The 17,471-nt window shown below is 62.5% G+C and carries 12 protein-coding genes; 9 read left to right on the top strand and 3 right to left on the bottom strand.

Features of this window, described 5'->3' with window-relative positions; genetic code table 11:
* Positions 1–29: 29 nt before the first annotated feature.
* From C5J24_RS10750 to C5J24_RS10760, 3 genes are all read right to left on the bottom strand, one after another.
* Positions 30–1,982: an SARP family transcriptional regulator gene (locus tag C5J24_RS10750; RefSeq protein ID WP_205836935.1), complete on the bottom strand. Its 1,953-nt coding sequence runs from the start codon at positions 1,980–1,982 to the stop codon at positions 30–32.
* Between the two features lie 289 nt (positions 1,983–2,271).
* Positions 2,272–3,993: a M28 family peptidase gene (locus tag C5J24_RS10755; RefSeq protein WP_105417788.1), complete on the bottom strand. Its 1,722-nt coding sequence runs from the start codon at positions 3,991–3,993 to the stop codon at positions 2,272–2,274.
* 178 nt (positions 3,994–4,171) lie between these two features.
* Positions 4,172–4,972, bottom strand: a complete 801-nt coding sequence (locus tag C5J24_RS10760) for an IclR family transcriptional regulator (protein ID WP_046665647.1) — start codon at positions 4,970–4,972, stop codon at positions 4,172–4,174.
* A gap of 285 nt (positions 4,973–5,257) precedes the next feature.
* Here C5J24_RS10760 and C5J24_RS10765 point away from each other — a divergent pair, with 285 nt between their 5' ends.
* The 9 genes from C5J24_RS10765 to C5J24_RS10805 all read left to right on the top strand — a co-directional run bounded on the left by C5J24_RS10765 (position 5,258) and on the right by C5J24_RS10805 (position 17,246).
* Positions 5,258–6,910 (top strand): ABC transporter substrate-binding protein, encoded by a 1,653-nt coding sequence (locus C5J24_RS10765; RefSeq protein ID WP_105417792.1) that lies wholly within the window; start codon positions 5,258–5,260, stop codon positions 6,908–6,910.
* Positions 6,911–7,031: 121 nt separating this feature from the next.
* Positions 7,032–8,009: an ABC transporter permease gene (locus tag C5J24_RS10770; RefSeq protein WP_105417794.1), complete on the top strand. Its 978-nt coding sequence runs from the start codon at positions 7,032–7,034 to the stop codon at positions 8,007–8,009.
* Positions 8,002–8,916: an ABC transporter permease gene (locus C5J24_RS10775; protein ID WP_105417796.1), complete on the top strand. Its 915-nt coding sequence runs from the start codon at positions 8,002–8,004 to the stop codon at positions 8,914–8,916. Before C5J24_RS10770 ends, C5J24_RS10775 begins: the two co-directional genes overlap by 8 nt.
* Positions 8,913–9,929: an ABC transporter ATP-binding protein gene (locus C5J24_RS10780; protein ID WP_105417797.1), complete on the top strand. Its 1,017-nt coding sequence runs from the start codon at positions 8,913–8,915 to the stop codon at positions 9,927–9,929. Before C5J24_RS10775 ends, C5J24_RS10780 begins: the two co-directional genes overlap by 4 nt.
* A 98-nt stretch (positions 9,930–10,027) precedes the next feature.
* Positions 10,028–10,930 (top strand): oligopeptide/dipeptide ABC transporter ATP-binding protein, encoded by a 903-nt coding sequence (locus C5J24_RS10785; RefSeq protein ID WP_205836939.1) that lies wholly within the window; start codon positions 10,028–10,030, stop codon positions 10,928–10,930.
* 12 nt (positions 10,931–10,942) lie between these two features.
* Entirely contained in the window at positions 10,943–11,950 is a 1,008-nt protein-coding gene (locus C5J24_RS10790) for an NADPH:quinone reductase (protein ID WP_105417799.1), read from the top strand.
* Positions 11,947–13,833 carry a hydantoinase B/oxoprolinase family protein gene (locus tag C5J24_RS10795; RefSeq protein ID WP_105417801.1) on the top strand — a complete coding sequence of 629 codons (1,887 nt, stop codon included), beginning with the start codon at positions 11,947–11,949 and terminating at the stop codon, positions 13,831–13,833. Before C5J24_RS10790 ends, C5J24_RS10795 begins: the two co-directional genes overlap by 4 nt.
* Positions 13,820–15,877 carry a hydantoinase/oxoprolinase family protein gene (locus C5J24_RS10800; protein ID WP_105417803.1) on the top strand — a complete coding sequence of 686 codons (2,058 nt, stop codon included), beginning with the start codon at positions 13,820–13,822 and terminating at the stop codon, positions 15,875–15,877. Before C5J24_RS10795 ends, C5J24_RS10800 begins: the two co-directional genes overlap by 14 nt.
* Positions 15,870–17,246: a M20/M25/M40 family metallo-hydrolase gene (locus C5J24_RS10805; RefSeq protein ID WP_105417805.1), complete on the top strand. Its 1,377-nt coding sequence runs from the start codon at positions 15,870–15,872 to the stop codon at positions 17,244–17,246. The genes C5J24_RS10800 and C5J24_RS10805 overlap by 8 nt, the downstream gene beginning before the upstream one ends.
* Positions 17,247–17,471: the final 225 nt, after the last annotated feature.

Raw genomic sequence — 17,471 nt, forward strand, 5'->3', positions numbered from 1 at the left:
CCCCAAATGAGATCATCGTGAATGTTGCCTTAGCGAATTCTGGCACCAGCCTTGATCAGGCCGTCGAGCAACAGCTTGCCGCCGCCGGTGCTGAGCAATGGATAGCCCGTGCCGCGAAACGAGGTTATGGAAAACCCGTTTTCAACCTTATCAAGCCGTTCCACATATTGATGTGCAGCCTCCAAATTGCCCGTGTGAGCGTGGCTGGAAGCGAGATAGCGCAACAGGCTATTGAAGTTCGGGCGGGAATGCAGGGCATCCTCGCCTGCGGCTATTGCCGCCACGTGGTCTCCCGCCAACCCGGCGCTGATGCATTTCGTCGTATCGAAATAATATTTATGAGGGCTGTAGACGCCGAGTTCCTGCACCCACCGCGCCATTGCGCTGGCCTTCTCCGGCTGCCCCGCATAGCAATGCAGCATGGCATAGAGGTCCCAACCCAGCGGCAAGGCCGGGTTCAGACGGATCGACTTCTCGAACAGACCGGCTGCGTAGTCGTATTCCCGGAATAGGAAAGAATGCACATGCCCGACCAGCGCCAGGGAGACGGAGTTGTTGGGATCGAGTTCGAGAGCCTTTCGCGCATAGGCTTGGGCCTCTTCGATCAGATGCGCGTCCAGCGCGCTAAAGCGCTGGCCGACCTGGAATGTGCGGATGAAGGACAGCCAGGCGAAGGCAGACGCTCGCGGCTGATATTGAATCTGCTCCTGCAACCGCTTTTCCGCTTTTTCGAGATCGCCTCTCGAAAGTCGAAAGATCGCGTTGACCGCATCGATGAAGAGACCATCGCGGGTCAGGCGGCCGTCGCCGGCGCTCAACTCATGAAACAGCGACAACTGGTCGACCGCCTGGCTGATCAGAGCCGCGGCGACGCCGTATTCGGACCGCTCCATCTGGGTGCGACCGATCATACGGCTGCCAAGCCATATGATTCGGTTGTCGAGCAGATGCTTGATCGCCAGCTCCACCAGCACCTGACTGCCATCGAACGTCAGCCGCAGTTGAAGGCACAGCGGAAGGCCCATCTTTCGATCCGGTTGCCCAAGATGCGGGTCGAAGGAGAGATCGGTGATGCCGAGCCCCAATCCGTCGAAGATCGCCTTGGCGAGCAGGTTCTGAAACTGCAATGCCGCGATCTGCCCCCCATCTCCGGCGCCGAGGACGATCGGCGGCTGGAGAGCGATGGTCCACTGAATATTGTCCGGCGACGGCGGCTTGTCCGGATCATTGCCCGCAGCTGCCGAGGGGATATTGGTCGGGCGCTGGTCAGGCAGGCCTGTCAAAGGCAAGAGTGCTGACAGCGTGCTGACGTCGCGGCGAGGTTGCTGCCGAGGTTCGAACACATCATCGACGCGCCCTTCTTCGATGCGTCGGTACCAGTTCTGTCTCTCGACCGTCAGCCAGTCCTCGAATTCAGGATCGCGGATATCCATGCCTTCGAGCAGTTCGTCGGTGATCTGATCGACCAGGCGCTCGCTGCGCAGCATCTCCTCGGTGTCGAGCGTGATGCGGTCCATGTCCAGCCACACGGTGTTCTTGTCAGCGATGATCAGATCTCGAGACGAACCCAGGGCTTTATGAATATCGAGCAGGGCCTGCCTCAGGCTGGCAGCCGCCTGATCCTCGGACCGGTCGCTCCACAATTTGTCTCTCAGCCAAACCCGCGAGCGCGATCCCCGCGCAGACAGAGCAAGCATTGCAAGAATTGCCTGAGCCTTCTGGGACCTGGGTGTGGCCGATTTCCCTTTGCTGTCGACGAGACTGAACGGGCCAAGCAGGTACATCCGGAACACTGCATGTTTTGCATCCATGCGATCCATTGGCCCAACTCGTCTTGTGCCCCTCTCGATCATCTCATCGAACCTGGGCTGCCCGTCCAGCAGACAGTCTGACACAAAAGCGGCCCTTGACAAGAGCGCTACAGGCGCACCTGCGATTCGGCAGCGCATGTCAGCGTTGTGACCATCGACGAACTGAAGCATAAAAAGCATCCTTGGAAACCGCAAATCTGCCCTAGCGCGCCGCTGTCAAAGCAGCGTCAAAACAGCGTTAAAGTCGAGACGTCGAGCTTTGCGAATGCCGGCGACAGACACGAATCCATGAATTCGACTCAGACAAATGCAACTCTATATTGCCACCAGGCTGGCAAGAGCAGCCGGCAGATGCAGTCGTGAGGAGAGAATGACAGATGCTAGGTCGTCGAGGTGAAGCCGTGAGCAAAAAAAGCCCGCGCCAGCCTCCCGGCGCGGGCTTTTGTCCAGGTGTTGACGATCAGGCAGCGCGAACCAGCTGTTCTGCTTGGCGCAGCGCCGAGATCACCCGGTTCTGGCCACGCACGAGTTGGGTCTTGGCGAAACCGAGCTTCTCAGGGCCGAGCTTGTCGAGATCGGCTGCCGTCGAGATGGTCGGCAGTTCCGGGATCGGCAGGGCCGGGTCGTGGCGGAAACGCTGCTCGCGGGTGTAGTTGAGCGGCACCAGGATGCGGGCGAGCCTCTGGATCACGTGATTGGCACTCTTCGCTTCGATCTTGCCGCTGTCGATCCCGGCGTAGAATGCGGCGAGTGCTTCGGCCAGGGACTCGACCGCCTTGCGGCTCGGCGAAAGGTCGAAGCGGTCGCCGGCCTTCTTCTGGTAGGTGTCGACCGTGTGGATCAACTCTCGTGCCGTCGCACGCCAGTCGAAGGGCAGGATCTTTGCATTGGCATTGCGCAGCACGGCCAGCAGGTAGACCTTGATGTCGCGCAGCATGATGTCCTTGTCGGCGATCTCCAGCGTATCGTTTTCGGTGTGCCAGGCGATATTGGCGCCGCAGCCGCCGACCGTGTAGTAGCCCTTTTCCTCGCGGTCGCGTTCCGTCATGGTCGAGGACAGCATCAGGTAGCTCGACAGACCTATATTGTTGAAGGAATAGTCGCCGGCGCGATGCGGGCGTTCGGCCTCAGCTTTCTTGCCGGCCACTTCCTCGATGACGTCGGAGAGGAAGGCTTCCGTCTCGGTCATCATGCAGAGATTGATGAATTCGGTCGCCCAGCGGCAGCCGGGGCTGTCGCAATTGACCGAGGCGACGCAGTTTTCGTCGAGATCGAGCGCGAAATTGTCCGAGAACCAGGTGGAGCCGGCATAACGGCCGGTCGAATGGCCGGGCCACCAGCAGATGCGGATCGAGCGCCTCAGCTTGTCGCGGTTGGCCCACAGCACGCGGGCGATTTCGAGCAGCGTCGCGTCACCGGTGGCATTGTCGCCGACACCGACATCCCAGCTGTCGAGATGGCCGTGCAGGAAGACGTATCTGTCCGGCTCCTCGGTGCCCTTGATGAACACTTCAGGCAGCTTCGACTTGAACCAGCCCTCTTCCATGTCGGCGAAGATGGTGACCTCGGCGCCGGTCCTGGCGAGCTCGATCAGCGCATCGCCGCTCTCACGGTTGACGGCGACGGCCGGGATCGACGGCTTGCGCGGCAGGTCGTCGAGATCGGGCGTGCCCCAGACGGTGGTGCAGGTGCCCCAGTGGATGTCGACGCCGGGATTGATGGCGATGACGCCGACCGCGCCGAGTTCCGTGAACTGCGAAACGAGACCCGGATTGGCAAAACCTTCCGAGAGGACCACCTTGCCGCGGACCCGGGCGGCGAGTTCGCCGGTGCCGTCGACGGTCTTCTCGAACATGGTCGAGATCGCCTTCGGCTGCAGGCTGGCGATGTAAACGATCTCGCCCCTCACTCCGCTCGATGCGTCCAGCGAATAGGACGGCGGCTTGGCGCGAAAGGTCTTATCCCCTGCTTCGACGCGGGCGAGGCCGGGTAAACTGAGGAAGAGGTCGGCCTCATGCATCTTGACTTCGACGCCGTGCTTGGCGAGCCGCGCGGCAACCTCGTCCATGGCGCGGTTCACATCGGTCGGATGCTCACGCTTGTAGGTCGCAAAGCTCTCTACCAGAGCCCAGGGTTCATCCAGCTTCACCGCTCCCAGAACGGCAGATTCGATCTCGTTCATATCCGGCACTCCCCAACTTGTTTTATCTAGTGAAACTATGTTTCACAAAACTTGAAAACGCTAACAGAGGTTGGGGGACCCCGCAAGCGGCTTCGAAGGGCTAGAAATCGCACTGACGAAAACGGGCGCCGAAGCGCCCGCGAATTTCCGGATGATTGGAGACAGGTTCTATCGGGCCTCAAGCCCTTGATTTCACGAGGCCGTTTTCGCCCGGGCCATGGATCGAAAGACGCTCGGATATTTCCGCAGCGGCGTCGAGGGCGGCCTTCAAATGGCTTTCGCGCCGCTCCTCGTCGAAACGGGCCACAGCGCCGGCGACCGAGATCGAGGCGATGATGGTGCCGTCGGCGCCGGTGATCGGGGCGGCGACGGAGAAGGCGCCCTCGTCGAGATCGTTGAGCACGATATTGTAGCCGTTGGCGCGGATGCGTTCGAGTGCCTGGCGTAGTTTAGCCCGGTCGGTGATCGTGTAGGGCGTGAAGGCTTCAAGCGGCTGGGAAAGGGCCGCATCAATGACCGACGGATCTGCGTAAGCCAGCAGAAGCAGCGACCCGCCGCCCGCATGCAATGGGCCGTTGCGTCCCGCCTGGGCAAAAAGCCGGATCGAATGGCGGCCGGCGCGGGTTGCCAGAACGTAGGTCTTCAGGCCTTCGCGCACAACAAGGTTGACGTTCTCGGATGTCTGGTCGCGGAGCGCATCCATGACCGGCCGGGCAGCGTAAAGCAGGGCGCCGTCCTTGCCAAGGCGCTCGCCGAGTACGCCGATGCGGTAGCCGAGCGAGAATTCGGCACGCTCCGGATCGCGCGATACGAAGCCGCGCTCCTCCAGGGTGTGGAGCAGGCGGAAGACCAGCGATTTGGTCATCCCCAGAGATTTGGCAAGCGACGTGACGCCCTGGTCCGGACGATCGGCAAGGGCTTCGAGAAGGGCCAGCGCCCGGTCCACGGCCGCGATCTTGTAGTCTTTTGGTTCGGTCATCGGATGGTCTCCTCCGGCATCTGATTTGGATTGCTTGAAGCTTCTTGCAATCTTCTTGGAATGTGTTTTACTCGCTCTCAATGCGAAACGATGTTTCACACAATAAAACATTGAGAGCCAGGTTGCAAACCCTTCAAAGGCGCTCATGAATTTATTCTGTGGATTGAGTATCGGCATTGAACGCGCGGGAAACGTGTTCGAAGGCCGATTTCGGATTTGCGATGCGGAGGGAGAAAACCCTTTGCCACATAAGAAAATAGTCAAGCTATTCAGAGGAGAACGACCATGAAGTCCCTTTTGAGAATTGCATTCGCAGCTTTTGTGGTGACGGCCATCGCACTGCCCGCATGGGCCGGCGATCCGATCCGCAAGATCACCGTCCTGTCCCGTCCGCAGGCCGGCCAGCAGGCAGAATTCCAGTCCGTCCAGCTGATCGCCCAGGAATGGCGCAAGCTTGGCCTCGATGTCGAAGTCCGGGCGATCCCCTGGGAACAGATGTCCGACGAGGTCTGGTACAAGCGCGACCAGTGGGACTCCACCGCCTGGCAGATGGTCGGCCGTCCTGAGCGCTCAGATCCGGACGAGCTCATCTTCAACCTCTTCCATTCCTCGACCGCCAAGGACGGCTACAATTTCGCGGGCTACCTGAACAAGGACTACGATGCGACCGCCGAAGCCCAGCGCGGCGAGATCGATCCGGCCAAGCGCAAGGCGCTGGTCTTCAAGGCGCAGGAGATTCTTTCCAAGGATCAGCCCTACATGATGCTCGTGCATCCGAAGTCGACCTTTGCTTTCGACAAGACCGTCTGGAAGCCGGAATCGGTCGTCAACCAGAGCGGTATCGGCATCCGCAACACCTGGACCTTCCTCGGTGTCGAGCCCGCGGGTGCCAAGAAGGACCTGATCATCAACTCGTCCGACAATATCAAGGCGATCAACCCGCTCTATATCTCGGGCAGCGTCGACAGCTGGATCACCGAACTCGTCTGGGACCGCCTGCTGCGCGTCGGCCCGGATGGCCTGCCGAAGGCGTGGGCCGCCGAGAGCTTCACCTGGAAGGACGGCACCACGGTCGACGTGAAGCTGAAGTCCGGCATGAAGTGGCATGACGGCAAGCCGGTCACGCCTGATGACGTCAAGTTCTCGTTCGAGGCGGCGGTCGGCGGCGAAGCCCCGATGTACAAGCCCTTCGCGACGAACATCGACTCGATCACCACGAATGGCGACGCCATCACCTTCAAGCTGAAGAAGCCGGCCGCCTCCTTCGTTACGTCCAGCCTTGCCAAGGTCAACCTGATCCCGAAGCACATCTGGGAACCGATCCTGAAGGACCTCGCCGCCAAGCCAGAGACTGCCGAAAGCTATCAGGAACAGATGCCGATCGGCTCCGGCCCGTTCAAGTTCACCAGCTGGGCGAAAAACGAATCCGTCACGCTTGCAGCCAACAAGGATCACTTCGCGGCGCCGAAAGTCGATCGCTGGATCCTGCGTATCGTACCGAATGCCGAAGCCGCGCTCGGCATGCTGCGCTCGGGTGAAATCAACTTCATGGGCGAGTTCACCGGCGATCCGCAGGTGCTCATCGATGCGGCAAAGAAAGACGGCGACCTGGAAGTGGTTTCCACCGTCGACATGGGCTTCCGCTACATCGCCTTCAACGAACGTCGCGCGCCCTTCAACGACCCGGCCTTCCGTCGCGCACTTTCCGAAGCGGTCGACCGCCAGCTGATCGTCAAGGCTGCCTACAAGAGCTTCGCGGTCGGTTCGAACTCCATCGTCTCGCCGGCGCTCGAGTTCTGGCATGACAAGTCGGTCGTCGACAGTTTCAAGACCGGTCAGGCCGTTGCGGCCAAGACCCTGAAGGATGCCGGCTATACGCTGGAAGGCGGCAAGCTGCGTTATCCGGGTGACACCAAGGAAACCATCGCCGCCAAGTAATCTTCATGGGAGGCGGTGAGTTCTCCCAGGCGCCGCCTCCCTTTTTGCCTGACGCTTGACATCGGCAGCCTCGCCTTGTCCTCCCAAGGCGGCGCCGAGCCAAGAGAAGGAATTTTTTCAGATGAAAAATTTCAAGGCTGTGGGCAGCAGGTTGCTGCAGCTCGCACTTGTTTTATGGGCGGTGGTGACCATCCTGTTTCTGATGTTCCGGCTGATGCCGGGCAATCCGATGGCCGCCTATATCGACCCGACCTTTACGCTCGAGCAGCAGCAGCAGCTGATGGCCCAGTTTGGCCTCGACAAACCGCTGTGGCATCAATACCTGATCTATCTCGGTAATCTTCTGCAGGGCGAGCTCGGCCAGAGTTTTCGCTATCGCGAACCGGTCGGCCAGCGCATCTGGATCCTGCTGCCGAACACACTGATCCTCACCTTCTCCTCGCTGATCGTCGCCTATGTCTTCGGCATTCTCGCTGGCGCCTATCTCGCCTGGCGCCGCGGCAGCTGGGTGGAGCAGGCGGCCATTCCGCTGGTGCTCACCACCCGCGCCATGCCGGAGTTCTGGCTCGGCATGGTGATGCTGGCGATCTTCTCGTTTTCGCTCGGCTGGCTGCCGGCCGGCGGCACGCGCGCCCCGGGCAACGAATATTCCGGCTTTCTCGATCTCTATACCTCGCGCGATTTCCTCGCCCATCTGGCGCTGCCGGCGGCGACCTTGGCGATCTACAGCCAAGGCCTGCCGCTTCTCCTGATGCGCTCCAACATGCTCGACGTGATGAAGGAGGATTTCGTCACCATGGCCCGCATCAAGGGCTTGTCGACCTGGACCGTGATGGTGCGTCACGCCGCCCGCAACGCGCTGCTGCCGGTGATGACCTCGTTTGCGATCGCCGTCGGCTATCAGCTGCAGGGCAATGTCGTGGTGGAATCGGTGTTCTCCTGGCCAGGCCTCGGCCGCGAACTGGTCAACGCCGTTGCCGCTTCCGACTATCCGCTGGCGCAGGGTGCCTTCCTGATGATCGCGCTCGTGGTGATCTTCATGAATCTGCTCGCCGACCTGCTCTATGCGTTCCTCGATCCGAGGATTTCCCATGCCTGAGATCGCCGCACCCGCCATCACCAAGCCGAGACGCCCCAATATTATTGCCCGGATGTTTCGCGCACTGAGACTGCCGATGAACGACCCGTTCGCGGTCGCCGGTCTCCTCATCTATCTGGTGTTCGTCGTCGTCGCCGTGTTCGCCGATCAGATCGCCACACATGACCCGACCGAAATTCTCTACACGCCAGCCTACGATCTCGCGGCGGACCTCCGGCCGGGGCAGGATGATTTCCTCATGGGAACCACCAGCCTCGGCCGGGACATCTTCTCGCAACTCGTCTACGGCAGCCGCTCGGCGCTGCTGATCGGCATCACCGCCGCCTTCATGGTGGCTCTGATCGGCTCGGTCATCGGCCTCGTCGCCGGTTATTTCGGTCGCTGGGTGGACGCCATCCTGATGCGGCTCGCGGATATCGCCTTCGGCATTCCATTTCTGCCATTCGTCATCGTGCTGGCGGCCTTCCTGCGACCTTCGATCTGGAACGTCGTCATCGCCATGGCACTGGTGCTGTGGCGCGATACCGCCCGCGTCATCCGCAGCCAGGTGCTGACGCTTCGGACCCGCGGTTATGTCGAGGCGGCGCGGGTGGCGGGGTCTTCCGACGTCAAGATCATCCTGCGCCATATCGCGCCCAACATCCTGCCGCTGTCCTTCCTTTACGGATCGATCGCGATCGGCTGGGCGATCCTGACCGAAGCGTCGATCAGTTTCCTGGGCTTCGGCGATCCCAATTCGATCAGCTGGGGCTACATGCTGCAGGATGCGTTTGCCAGCCAGGCGCTCGCCAAACAGGCCTTCTACTGGTTCGTGCCCCCGGGCATCTGCATCATCCTCGTCGTCAGCGCGGGCTTCTTCATCACCCGCGGTTATGAAAACATCCTCTTCCCGAAGTTGAGCCGATGAGCGAACCTCTTCTTTCCGTCAGAGATCTTCGGGTCAGCTATCAGGTGGGGCGCAATTTCGTCCATGCCGTGGATGGCGCGAGCTTCGACATTCCACGTGGCTCGATCACCGGGCTCGTCGGCGAATCCGGCTGCGGCAAGACGACGGTTGCCCGGGCACTGACGCGGGTGATTGCCGAGAATGCGGCAATCACCGGTGGCCAGATTCTGTTTGACGGCAAGGATCTGGCCAAGATCCCCGAAAAGGATATGAACGCACTGCGCTGGCGCGACATCGCCTTCATTCCCCAGAGCGCCATGAACTCCCTCGATCCGGTCTATACGGTCGAATACCAGCTCGACGAAGTGCTGCGCCGCCGCGGCGGCCTGAACCGCAAACAGTCCCGTGCCCGTTCCGAGGAACTGTTCGAGATGGTCGGCATCGATGCCAACCGCTTGACCGACTACCCGCACCAGTTCTCCGGCGGCATGCGCCAGCGCGTCGCGATTGCCCTGGCGCTCGCGCTCGATCCGAAGCTGATCATCGCCGACGAGCCGGTGACGGCGCTCGACGTCATCGTGCAGCGGCAGATCCTCGACCAGTTGAAGGAGCTGCAGACGCGGCTCGGCGTTTCGGTCATCCTCGTCACCCACGACATCTCGGTTGTCGCCTATATCTGCGACCGTACCGTCGTCATGTATGCGGGCAAGGTCGCCGAATCCGGCACGATGCAGGCGGCGCTGACGGCGCCGTCGCATCCCTACACGATGGGCCTGCGCAACGCTTTCCCGGATCTGCAGGGGGCCGCCGCCGGCATCCTGACGCCGATCGAAGGCGCACCGCCGAACCTCGCCTCTCCGCCGGCCGGCTGCCGCTTCAAGCCGCGCTGTCCTTTCGCGCTCGACATTTGCGGCACCGAGCCGCCGATCGTTGAAGTCGCGCCGGGCCATCCGGTGCTTTGCCATCGTGCTAACGAGAGCGCTGCCCTGCGTATCGAAGCCGCCAGGACGGAGACATGGATGGCCCCGGCATGAACCCCGCCACCGAAAAAAACGTCAACAAGAAACCGGATATCCTGGTCTCGGTCTTCGATGCCAAGCTGCATTATGCCGTCGGCGGCGCGTTCGCGGCGATGCGCGGCAAGTCGACGGTGGTGAAAGCCGTCGATGGCGTCAGCTTCGATATCCGGCGGGGCGAAAGCGTCGGCCTGCTCGGCGAATCCGGCTGCGGCAAGACCTCGATGGGCCGGCTGCTGCTGAAGCTCGAGGAAAAGACCGGCGGCACGATCCATTTCGACGGCGAGGAAATCGGCGCCGTGCGCGGCAGCGGGTTGAAGAAATTCCGCTCCAAGGCGCAACTGATCTTCCAGAACCCGTTCGATGCGATCAATCCGCGCTTCACCATCCGCCAGACGCTGGCCGAGCCGCTGGAAAATGCCGACATTCCGAGGCGCGAGCGCGAGGCCCGGATCATCACGGCGCTGGAATTGGTGAAGCTGCCGGAGCCTGCGCAGTTTCTCGACCGTTATCCGCATCACCTGTCCGGCGGCCAGTTGCAGCGCGTTGTGATGGCGCGGGCGCTGATCCTGCAGCCGGAATTCGTGGTGGCCGACGAACCGGTGTCGATGCTCGACGTCTCGGTGCGTGCCGGCGTGCTCAACGTTTTCCGCGATGTGCGCGACCGGCTAGGCCTCACCGCCATCTATATCAGCCACGATCTGGCGCTGGTGCGTTACGTCTGCGAGCGGACGATCGTCATGTATCTCGGCCGGATCATGGAAGACGGACCGACCGAGGATATCGTCCGCGAGCCGCTGCACCCCTACACCAAGGCGCTGGTTGCTGCCGTCCCCGTGCCGAATCCCGACCAGAGCCACGAGCCGTTGCCGATCGGCCGCGGCGCGCCGGACCCGCGCAATCCACCCTCCGGCTGCGTTTTTCGCGACCGGTGTCCGGCGGCCCATGCGCGCTGTGCGGCCGAGGTGCCCCAGCCGAAACCGGTCGGAACCCGCACTGTTGCCTGTCACCTGTACTGATTGGAGTTGTTGATGCTTGCCGCCTCCTACACACGCACCGGTCCTGCCGCGGAGGTTCTGTCCGTGGCTGAGATGGCTGCACCGATCGCCGGTCCCGGCGAGGTGCTGGTGCGTGTGCATGCGTCCGGCATCAACCCGGCCGACGTCAAACGCCGTGGCGGCTGGCGCGGCATGGGCATGGATCACAAGCTGATCATTCCGCATACGGATGGTGCCGGCGAGATCGTCGGCGCCGGGGCGGGCGTCGATCCGGCGCGCATCGGCGAACGGGTCTGGATATGGAATGCCCAGGGCGGATACGGCGAAGCGGGCCGCGCGTTCGGCACCGCAGCCGAGTTTATCGCAATCGCCTCCCATCAGGCGGTGAGGCTTGCCGATAGCCTGAGTTTCGCCGACGGCGCCAATCTCGGCGTGCCGGCCATGACCGCCTATCGCGCGATTTTCTCCGACGGTCCGGTTACCGGGCAGACGATATTCGTGAACGGTGCGGCCGGTGCGGTCGGTCATTTTGCGGTGCAGATGGCGGTTGCCGGCGGAGCGCGGGTGATCGGTACGGTCAGTACGCCGGAAGCCGCAGTGCACGTGAGGCAAGCCGGCGCTTTTGCGACGATCGACCGCAAGTGCGAAGACGTATCCGCCCGCATCCTCGAACTGACCGGGGCCCAGGGCATCGATCGCGTCGTTGAGGTCGATTTCGGGGCAAACCTGGAGCTCGACGCGGCCGTGCTGAAACGCAACGGCACCGTTGCCTCCTATTCGTCGAGCAGCAATCCGACGCCTGTGCTTCCCTATTACGCCTTTGCAGCCAAGGGCGCCAACCTGCGCTTCATCCAGGGTTTTCTGATCCCGGAGGATCAGCGGCTGGCGGGTGAAAGGACGATCGCCGAGCTTGCCGATGCCGGCAGGCTCAAGGTCGCCATCGGCGCGACATTCCCACTCGAAGACATCGCCAAGGCCCATGAGCGCGTCGAGCGCGGTGGCCTTGGCAATGTCGTCGTTCTGATCGGAGCTGCCCAATGAGCACCCGATCGATCCATTCCACAGCATCCAACGAGGATTCCAAGATGTACAATCCCAAGGAAAGCGAAAGCACGCCCGCCAGGGTGGTAAAACCGGAAGGGTCCGTCTGCGATCCCGTCTCGCTCGAAATCATCCGTGGCGCGATCGCTGCCGCCCAGTCGGAAATGGAAGCGCTGCTTGAGCGCACCGCGATCTCCGCCTTTATCCGCGAGAAGAAAGATTTTTATACGGCGCTCTTCGATGGCGACGGCGTGATGGCGGTCGGGTCGATGGTGCCTGTCTTCGGCGACATGACCGGCCCGGTGTTCGACAAGTTCCCGGCCGATACGATGAAGCCTGGCGATCTCTACTGGTACAATGACTGCTACGGTTCGCGCGGTGCCGTTTCGCATTCCAACGACCAGGTTCTGCTGGCGCCGGTCTTCAAGGATGGCAAGCGTTGCGCCTTCGTGATGAGCTGGGCGCATTTCGCCGACATCGGCGGCATGCGGCCGGGCTCGATCAGCCCGGATGCGACCGACATCTATCAGGAAGGCATCATCATTCCGGTCACCAAGCTGATGGATGGGGGGGTCACCAACGAGGCGACGCTTGATATCTTCCACCGCAATTCCCGCTTCCCGGAGCAGAGCATCGGCGACATGCGGGCGCTGATGGCGAGCGTCGATGTGGGCGTCAAGCGCATCGGCGAGATCCTCGACCGCTTCGGCTCTGATGTTGTGGAAGATGCGCTGGCGCAGCTGCTCACCCGCACCCGCAAGCTGGTGCGCTCCAAGCTGGCCGAGACCTTCGATTACGGCACCCATAAATTCACCGACGCGATCGACAGCGACGGCCATGGCAACGGCCCGTTCAAGATGCGCCTCGCATTGACCCGCGAGAAGCTGGCGAATGGCGAGGACAAGTTCACCTTCGATGCCACCGAGTCCGACGATCAGGCGCCCGGTCCGGTCAATTTCCTGATGAACCGCGGTGTGCCGGGCATGGCGCTCGGTCTTTTCTACCTCGGTGGCGATCCGGGCCAGGTGTGCAATGCCGGCGGCCCGCAGGCGCTGGACGCCGTCAACCTGCGCCAGGGCTCCTTCCTGCAGCCGAATTTCCCCGCGGCACTCGGCATGCGTGGCTTGACCATGATGCGCGTGCTGTCGGCCTTGAACGGCCTCGTCAACACGGCGGGCGGCAAGGCGCCGGCTTCCAATTCGGCCTATGTCATCACCATCATGCGCGGCAACTACAAGGATGACGCGGGCGAATTGAAGCGCTTCCTGCTCGCCGACGGCATCGGCGTCGGTTACGGCGCGCGGCCGGATTCGGATGGCATCGATGCGGTCTATTTCGTGGCGCAGGAGAACTACCCGGTCGAGTTCCTGGAAGTCGGGTATCCGGTGCGCCTGCGCACCTACGGCATCGTCAAGGACTCCGGCGGCGCCGGCAAGTTCCGCGGCGGCTGCGGCATCATCCGCGAATACGAAATCCTCGCGGAAGACATGATGCTTGCGGTGCGCATCGACAGCGTCAAGAACCCGCCCTGGGGCATCAATGGCGGCATGGGCGGCGGCACCGGCCGCGTCACCATCAATCCTGGCCGGCCGGACCAGCGCATGGTTCCGCCGCTTTCGGACGGCAACAGGCTGGTCAAGGGCGACGTGCTGCGCATGGAGACCGGCGGGGGCGGAGGTTTTGGCCATCCGTTCGACCGCAATCTCGATGCCATTCTCGAAGACGTGCTCGGCGGCTTCGTCAGCGCCGAGGCCGCCGAACGCCTCTATGGCGTCGTCGTGAAGGGCACCAAGGTTGACCACGCGTCTACCGCCGCACTGCGCGCCAACCGTCCCGCTACCCGTGCATTCCATCGTCAGGAGTATGTCGATGTCCTCGCCTGAGAGCTTTATCGATACGTCCCTTTCCGTTGCCGTCGATATCGGCGGCACCTTCACCGACGTTGCCCTTCTCGACCGGGCCACCGGCAAGGTCTGGCGAGCGAAGACGCCGAGCGTGCCCTCCGATCCTTCGGAAGCGTTCCTCAACGGTATCCGCCTGGCGCTGACCGATGCCGGCCGCGAGGCCTCCTCGCTCGGTCAGGTCCTGCATGGCACGACCGTCGCGACCAACATGATCTTGGAAGACAAGGGCGCCCGCACGGCGCTGGTCACTACCAAGGGTTTTCGCCATGTGTTGAACATTGGCCGCCAGGATATTCCCCGCAAGGCGAACCTTTACACCTGGGTGAAGCCGGAGCGGCCGGTGCCGGCATCGCGCATCGTCGAGATCAATGAACGCATCGCTGCCGGCGGTGCGGTGCTCGACGCGCTGAGCGAGGACAGCGTGCGGATTGCGGCCGAGGCGATCCGCGGCATGGACGTGGAGGCCGTCGCCGTCTGCCTGCTGCATGCGTTTGCCAATCCGGTGCATGAAAAGCGCGCCGCGGAGATCCTTCGCGCAGAACTGCCGCATCTCGCCGTCACCACCTCGACCGACGTGCTGCCCGTTGTGCGCGAATTCGAACGCACGCTGACGACCGTGCTCAACGCCACCGTCATGCCCGGCGTCACCACCTATGTCGGACGCCTCGAAAAGCGGCTTGAGGACGAGAAGGTCGCGGCCCCGCTGCTGCTGATGCAGTCGAATGGCGGTGTCGCCGGTGCGGCGACCATCCGCCAGGCTCCGGCGCTGACGGCACTGTCCGGTCCCGCCGCCGGCGTGGTCGGTGCGCGCTCGGTTGCCGCCGCCTGCGGCATCAAGGATATCATCACCGTCGATATCGGCGGCACCAGCGCCGATATCTGCCTCATCAAGGATGGCAAGATCGGGCTGACCCAACACGGCAAGGTCGGCGAATGGCCGCTGCCGCTGCCGATGGTCGACATGGTGACGATCGGCGCGGGAGGCGGCTCGATCGCCAAGGTTGCTGACGGCACGCTGACCGTCGGTCCGCAGAGCGCCGGTGCCCGGCCGGGCCCGGCCGCCTATGGCCATGGTGGGGAGAACCCGACGGTGACCGACGCCCATGTCGTGCTCGGACATCTGCCGGCCCGCCTGCTCGGGGGCCGCATGGCGCTCGATGTCGAAGCTGCCCGCAAGGCGGTCGACGGCAAGGTCGCCAACCCGCTCGGTCTTTCGACGGTGACGGCGGCGCGCGGCATTCTCGCCATCGTCGACAACCATATGGTCGGTGCGGTGCGCGTCGTCTCGGTCGAGCGCGGCCACGATCCGCGCGACTTCACCCTGGTGCCGTTCGGCGGCGCCGGTCCCTTGCATGGCTGCGCGCTTGCCGAACTGCTCGGCATTTCCCGTGTCATGATCGCGCCGGCTCCGGGTATTCTCTGCGCCGACGGCCTGCTGGCCGCCGACCTCAAGGCGGAGTTCAGCCGCACGCTGCCGAAGGCCGGTGCCGTAGATGTCTCGACCGCCAACGGCATCATCGCCGAGCTCAAGACCCAGGCCTCCGCCTGGTTCGACACCGAAGGCGTGGCGGAAAAGGACCGCCGCATCGCGACCGTCGCCTTGCTGCGATACCACGGCCAGGGCGGTGAGCTTGCCGTTACCTGGGGTGAGACCCGCGAGGATGTCGAGGCTGCGTTTGCCGCCGAGCACAAGGCGCTCTACGGTTTTGCACTGGAAGCGGCGATCGAACTGGTGACCCTGCGGGTCGAAGCCGCCGGCATGACGGTCGAACCGCCGCCGGCAATTCTCCAGAAGGGTTCCGACGTCACTCCGGTCGACCATGTGCCGGTGCATTTTGAAAGCGGCGTGACGAGCGTTCCGGTCGTCGACCGTTTGACGCTTGGTGCCGGCGCCACGTTCCAAGGCCCGATGATCCTCACCCAGCTCGACACGACAACATTGGTCGCACCCGGGTGGAGCGGCACGGTGCACGGTTCCGGCGCCCTCCTTCTGACAGCCAAGCAGGATGCATGGGATGACTGAGCAAAAGAGCGATCTGGAGCGCGTCTTCGCGCATATCGAGGAAAACCGCGAGAATTTCATCAAGCGGGTGATGGATTATGTCCGCCATCCCTCGATCAGCGCCCAGAACAAGGGCATCGCGGAGGTGGCGGCCATCCTCGTTGACATGCTGAACGGCATGGGCATGGAGGCGGTCACCATCCCCACGAAAAACCATCCGATGGTGCTCGGCCGCATGGAAAAGCAGCCGGGCAAGCCGACCGTTCTTCTCTACGGCCATTACGACGTGCAGCCGCCGGAGCCCTACGAACTTTGGGACAGCCCGCCCTTCGAGCCGACGATCCGCAACGGGCGCATCTATGCGCGCGGCATCGGCGACAACAAGGGTCAGCATTTCGCCCAGCTGATGGCGCTGGAATCGCATCTGAAGGTGACCGGCGAACTGCCCTGCAACGTCATCTTCCTGCTGGAAGGCGAAGAGGAAATCGGCAGCCCGCACATCGCCGAATTCGTGGCTGAACATGCCGACAAGCTGAATGCCGCCGATCTGGTCGTCACCTCCGACGGTCCGCTGCATGAATCCGATACGCCGATCATCACCTTTGGCGTACGCGGTGTCGCATCCTTCGAACTACGCGCAAAGACCGCCAATCGCGATGCCCATTCCGGCAATTTCGGCGGGGTCATGCCGAACGCGATCTGGAAGCTCGTCCATCTGCTGGCAACGATGAAGAACGACAAGGGCGAGATTACCATCGACGGCCTGCATGAGGCTGTCGTGCCGCCGACCAACATGGAGCGCGAGGCGGTCGACAAGCTGCCGCTCGATCTCGATGCGATCAAGGCCGATCTCGGCATCAAGGAACTCGACCAGCCGCTCGACCGCAGCTATTTTGACCGGCTGATGTTCCACCCGACGCTGACCATCAACGGCCTGCATGGCGGTTACGGCGGGCCGGGCCAGAAGACGGTTCTGCCCTGCGAGGCGTTTGCCAAATGCGACATCCGCCTGGTCGAAAGCCTGACGCCGGATTACGTGTTCGAGAAGGTACGGGCGCATGTCGCCGCCCACGCGCCCGACGTGGAGTTCGTACCGCTCAACGCCATGCTGCCGTCGAAAACGCCGATGGACAGCCCGTTCGCGCCGATCATCCAGGACGCGATCTTTACCGCCCGTGGCGTTGAGCCGCTGCTCTACCCAACCGTTGGCGGATCACTTCCGGATTACGTGTTCACGAAAATCCTGAAGAAACCGGCGTTCGTCGTGCCTTACGCCAATGCGGACGAGGCCAACCATGCGCCGAACGAGAACCTGAAGCTGGATCTGTTCATTGCAGGCATCAGGACGGGGGCGGCGCTGCTGACGAAACTGAGTGAGATGAAGCGGTAATGCGAAAAGTCTTCTGCTTTTGTGCCGAGAGAAATCTCGCCAGGCGCCGAGGCAGAACGGCGGCATTTCGCGCTCCTCCTCCCTGTGGATGCGGTTGTAACGAGGCTGCATCGATACGAACCGCGACCAGCCATTCTGCCGCTACAGCCCGATCGCCTTCCGATCAAATTCTTCATGCCCATTGTTAAAATACCATAAGGTTTGTTCACGTGGTATTTTCACGCG

The sequence above is a fragment of the Neorhizobium sp. T25_27 genome (assembly GCF_002968565.1).
GTDB classification, from domain to species: domain Bacteria; phylum Pseudomonadota; class Alphaproteobacteria; order Rhizobiales; family Rhizobiaceae; genus Neorhizobium; species Neorhizobium tomejilense.